This window comes from Bacillus sp. SRB3LM (assembly GCF_015712745.1).
In the GTDB taxonomy this organism is placed as follows: Bacteria; Bacillota; Bacilli; order Bacillales; family Bacillaceae_G; genus Bacillus_A; species Bacillus_A thuringiensis_K.
In genome coordinates this window covers 1-4,703 of sequence record NZ_VWVQ01000041.1, presented here as the reverse complement: position 1 = coordinate 4,703, position 4,703 = coordinate 1, and the positions used below count along the sequence as shown (strand labels likewise).

The window sequence follows — 4,703 nt, the reverse complement described above, 5'->3', positions numbered from 1 at the left end:
TCACTAGCATATCTACTAGATAGATTAATCTGAAATTTAACTGCACCACAAAAGAAAAATGTGTACGTTATCTCCTGTAGATGATCTGTAAAGCTATTTTAACTTTTATCGTTATATTTAGATAGTGATAATTTGTCCTTATTTATTGTACAAATTGTGTATGATAGAGATCATACATAGGTAGCTACCATATACAAAATAGGTTCTGTTGCAAAGTTTTAATTTCTTAAAAAATACGAATTAACATGCACTCATTCAGAATACATGCTCAGTGATTTACACAAAATTGTACGATTCATTCATAAATTCGAATGATTTTTTAACTTTGCAACAGAACCGTATTTTCACTACTTCTTTCTGAACTTGTTTTTCTGTCTCCCTATCGATAGCTGATAATAAAGATAACTATCGAGCCATGAAGGAATTTCCCTATTTCTAAATTTGTCTATTTACTGTTACATAAGATACGTGAAATTTTACTATCCCGTTGTTAAATAAAGGAACATCGCGCATTAACATAGCCTCCACCACACTATTGTGCATTGTTCCACAATCTATTAAGCTGTTGTCTTCCTAATGACCAACATTATTTAACAAGATAAAATAATATTTGGATGGGAGTCTAATATATATTATTAAAATTAAAGTAGTTCAAGCCGGAGGAAGACATCTTATGGTGTCTTTTTGATAGTCTACCTATTTCCGTAAGTGGGCTATATGTGATTTTGCACTTGTGAACCATTAAATTATGACGAGAATCGTTAAGATTCCCGATTACTCTTCTATTTTCTTCAATATTCTGCTAAGATGGAGAGTAGATACATAGATTGTTAAATAACTAACTTTTATATAAAATAAAAAACCCCCGACAGACAGAAGTTTTTAGATGGTCGAAAGGTTGGTCGCCAAGACACCATTTAAAAACCCGAAACAGAGGTTTTGTATATACGTCAATTAAGTTGATACCTAAATAGTATCATAATTTTTAAAAAACGTAAACTACAAATCCTCTATTCGCTGTACCTAAATTTTGTCGGGGCAATAAATGGAGGATTTTTTATTATGGCTAACGATGTTTTTAAACATGCTCGGAAACGTGGGCATAGTGTTGTAGAGAACACTCTACTTGATGATTGTAATCTTACAGGGATGGCGAAATATCTTTTAATTCAGTTCTGTTCACATCGTGACGGAGCCTGGAAGGTTAACATGCCTGATATTATTCAACGTTCTAAAAACGGACGTGACGCACACTATAACGCACTTAAAGAATTAATATATAACAAATATGCAGCGCGTATAAAAGTATTGGAAAAAGGTAAGTTCATACAACAGATTTACATTTACGGACAAGTTAAAGAAGATGTTGCCGCGATGTTAGAGGAAACAATTCAGGAGCAAATTTCAGAAGGATATTTAGTTCGGGTCGAATTCGGTAAACCAATTTCTAAAAATCAGGAAATGGTTTCCGAAGATTCGGAAATTCAGTACAATATAAATAACCAAAGAAAAAATATCAAAAAAGAAAATACCAAAATATATATAAATAATATAGCGAAAATTGATGATGATAAGCGAAGCTTCTCTTCTCTTTCCCTAAATGAAGAACAATTAAATATAATTGTAAATACTCTTCGGGACGCAACAAAAGACGAGTTAACAGATCGTAGCTTTAAATCTGTATTAAAAAAAGTAATGGATAAATACAACCAAAGAAAAATCTCTAATTTTAGGGATTATTTGATTACGGCATTAGTTAATAAAATCGAAGATTTAGAGCTTCGTAGAATAAAAGAGAATGCAAAAAAACAGTTACAAAAAGACAAGCTAGATCGAAATATAATTACTCGTACACTTTCCGAACATGAATATACAGGGAAAGTCCCATTTTACAATTGGTTAGCTTCATAAAAAAGGAAGTTTATATGTACAATCGTATATTTCACAAAGAATTATTGCATGGAGAAAATATCTATTTAGCTTACTTAGGTTGGGAAGATCATGTGAAACCACTATTCCCTTATACTAATTACAGACAATATATTGAGTTAGTGTTGAAAAATATAAACAGTCAATTAAAAGACCTATTAGTTTAAAAGAGAAAATAGCTCACGATATGAAGCGCATATTCGAAATGTTATTGCTAAGTTTGCGAAAATAGATCTTAAGTCTTCCTATTTTAGATACGATGAAAAAATTGGTGATAAAAGATATGAGAAGACAATTAACAAAACTATAACAGTTAATTTGAGTAGATTGGTTCTGATGCAAAAACTATAAAACTTGTGCAATGAATCTTAAAATTTCGGACATATTGATATGATTACTTTATAAAAGGTGCTTGATCAGTATAAAAAAATATGTTCAAATGGAAGCATTACCAGCCAGATATCATTTTACTAACAGTACGTTGGTACCTAAGGTACACAGAGTATTGAAAAAAACCTGAACACATGATTTTTTATAGGATGCATGACAAAATATTACATGTATGAATTTAATATCAAAAAAATCGCTCTTTACCCAGTTCTTTTTAGCTAGGTGAAGAGCAATTTTTTCCTATTTTAGCAAGCTGCTGTAAAGATACGCCTGCATTTGGACAGACTCCCGCCCTCGAAAATGAGCATACCGGTAACCATGTAGTTCTGTAGCATCCGCAAAGCTTCGTTCAATGGTTGAACTGCGTAATTTATATAAACGTGTTCCAGCACTCGTTCGTTTATTCACAAGAGCGATTTCTTTGTATTCTTCCCAAACATATCGATTGATTCTTCGACATGTTTGATTTGCTGAAAAACAACCTGAACGAATTGAACAGACTGCTGGATTTGATTTGTATTACCTTTGCCCTTTACAATCCGTTGTACAATATGTGAGGATACACCCCATTGGTCAAACAAATTTATCGATTTGTTTGACATATTGAAAAAAACTTCTAGGTACTTCTTGTTTGGATTTTCTGAAACGTCGATAGCCCATCACCATAAAAATCCGTTGTTCCGTTAGCTTTTTACAAATGTAATTGGTAAAATCCCCTACATCTAAAACAACCGCTTCTACTTGAAAGCCAAATTTATTAATTTGTTCTTGCAGACGTGCTAAATATGGCTCGGAATCTGTTCGCTTGACAGGGATAAGAGCAATTCTTCAAGAAGGCTTTGCAGTCTTTTCATGTTTCAAAGTCTCTTGTAATTACAGTTGATAAAAATCCGTCTTATCCAATTGCTATCACAAATTCAAAGAAAGAAAAAACGATGCCGCTAGGAATCCTCATTGTCTTTTAGAGTATATCCTTTATTTACATTAGAACGAGGGTAACTCAACGGTTATTTATAATTTCAAAATGTATATTGTCTTTTGTCAACATACAAATATTGCGCAACAGTTAATCTTTATATGCGATAAAATAAATTATGGATAAAATAATAAATTACCTGTGTTACGTAGTAAAAAAGAATAAAGGAGACAAATTAATGCGTTTAAAAGTCACTACTACAGTTTCAATATGTGCATTTTTAACCTTATCGTTCGGTTTCATGGTTTCTGATGTAAGTTGGGATGAACAAGCTAAAAGGGGAATTGATTTGCTTAGTGGCAAAATTTCTTCTCCCTCTTTTAATTGTGAAATAAATGATTCTTGTATTTGAGAGGACTTTACACTAGAGTTTTTTTAACAAGAGGTATAAGTTTATTATTTTATGCTTAGATATATAAGAAAGAATGTGTGGAAATATGAAAAAAACTTTAACTAGCATACTTATTGTAACAATTGCAGCAGCCTCTCTGCCAGTAACAGCGTTAGCTGCAGATCATTCTGATCCTGTCACAAAAAATGGAGAACGATTGAAATATAATACACCGTATTATGTAAAAGATAAAAATTTATCAGATAAAGGTGGTGTCACATTTGAAGGTTGGGGTCTAGATGATTTTGTTCTTTTTGCTGATTCTGCAACGGATAATGGAACACCAATTATTTTTGAGAATAGAGATGGATCAGAGGGGTTCATCGAATCTATGGATAAGATACGAATAAAATCAACGAAATCGAATGAGCCCGGCGTACACTATTGGGCTCGTGATAAATTGTTAGACTCTGTTTATTTAAATTATGACAATACGACAGACCATATTGTTTATGGATCATCCGAAGATAATTCTATAGGTCTAGGAAGCTTTAAAAAAGGAATGACTGTAATAAATGAGAGAGCTGCGGCAGTGTTTGATTTTAGTGAATACAACGGGAAACATGCGGAAAAATCTTGGATGGAGTCTACAAGTTTTCGGCATGTATATGACCAAGATAAGGAGAACTTTAAGCTACCTTTAGATGACAAACAAACACCGTTTGAAGTAATGGAAGCTAATGAATAAAAGTGTTCTGCTGTATAGGGGAATGTTTAGTAAAGTAAAAAAAGTTCTGCAGATGTTTGCTAGTATGTATAATCCGCCAAATGTTCCTGTAATTCTTGCGTAAAAATATATGTGTAGTAAATAAAAAGTTAGTCAGCTTACGATTTTAGCCGTAAGAGTGCTTAGGAGTAAAAAACGAAAGGAACGTGTAAAAAAATGAAAAACTGTTTAACGGGTGTACTTGCTGTAGTAATCGCTGCAGCCTCCCTGCCAGTAACAGCGTTAGCTGCAGATAATTCCGATCCTGTCACAAAAAATGGAGAACGATTGAAATATAATACACCGTATTA

At 32.7% G+C, this 4,703-nt stretch carries 3 protein-coding genes and 3 pseudogenes; 5 read left to right on the top strand and 1 reads right to left on the bottom strand.

What is annotated here, in order from left to right; all coding sequences use genetic code 11:
• Positions 1-1,062 precede the first annotated feature (1,062 nt).
• Both F3I02_RS17670 and F3I02_RS17665 read left to right on the top strand, forming a co-directional pair.
• Positions 1,063-1,911: a hypothetical protein gene (locus tag F3I02_RS17670; RefSeq protein ID WP_196477875.1), complete on the top strand. Its 849-nt coding sequence runs from the start codon at positions 1,063-1,065 to the stop codon at positions 1,909-1,911.
• Between the two features lie 449 nt (positions 1,912-2,360).
• Positions 2,361-2,426 (top strand): annotated as a pseudogene (locus F3I02_RS17665) (IS6 family transposase); the annotation flags it as partial.
• 133 nt (positions 2,427-2,559) lie between these two features.
• On the opposite strand, the pseudogene F3I02_RS34015 reads toward F3I02_RS17665, so the two are convergent.
• Positions 2,560-3,117, bottom strand: a pseudogene (locus F3I02_RS34015) (transposase); the annotation flags it as partial.
• A 20-nt stretch (positions 3,118-3,137) separates the two neighbouring features.
• Here F3I02_RS34015 and F3I02_RS17655 point away from each other — a divergent pair.
• The 3 genes and pseudogenes from F3I02_RS17655 to F3I02_RS17645 form a co-directional block, all read left to right on the top strand.
• A pseudogene (locus F3I02_RS17655) lies at positions 3,138-3,269 on the top strand (IS6 family transposase); the annotation flags it as partial.
• 204 nt (positions 3,270-3,473) lie between these two features.
• The gene (locus tag F3I02_RS17650; RefSeq protein WP_196477876.1) at positions 3,474-3,647 is read left to right on the top strand and encodes a hypothetical protein; all 174 of its coding nucleotides are present in this window, start codon (positions 3,474-3,476) and stop codon (positions 3,645-3,647) included.
• Positions 3,648-3,732: 85 nt separating this feature from the next.
• Positions 3,733-4,374 carry a hypothetical protein gene (locus tag F3I02_RS17645; protein WP_196477877.1) on the top strand — a complete coding sequence of 214 codons (642 nt, stop codon included), beginning with the start codon at positions 3,733-3,735 and terminating at the stop codon, positions 4,372-4,374.
• Positions 4,375-4,703 lie beyond the last annotated feature (329 nt).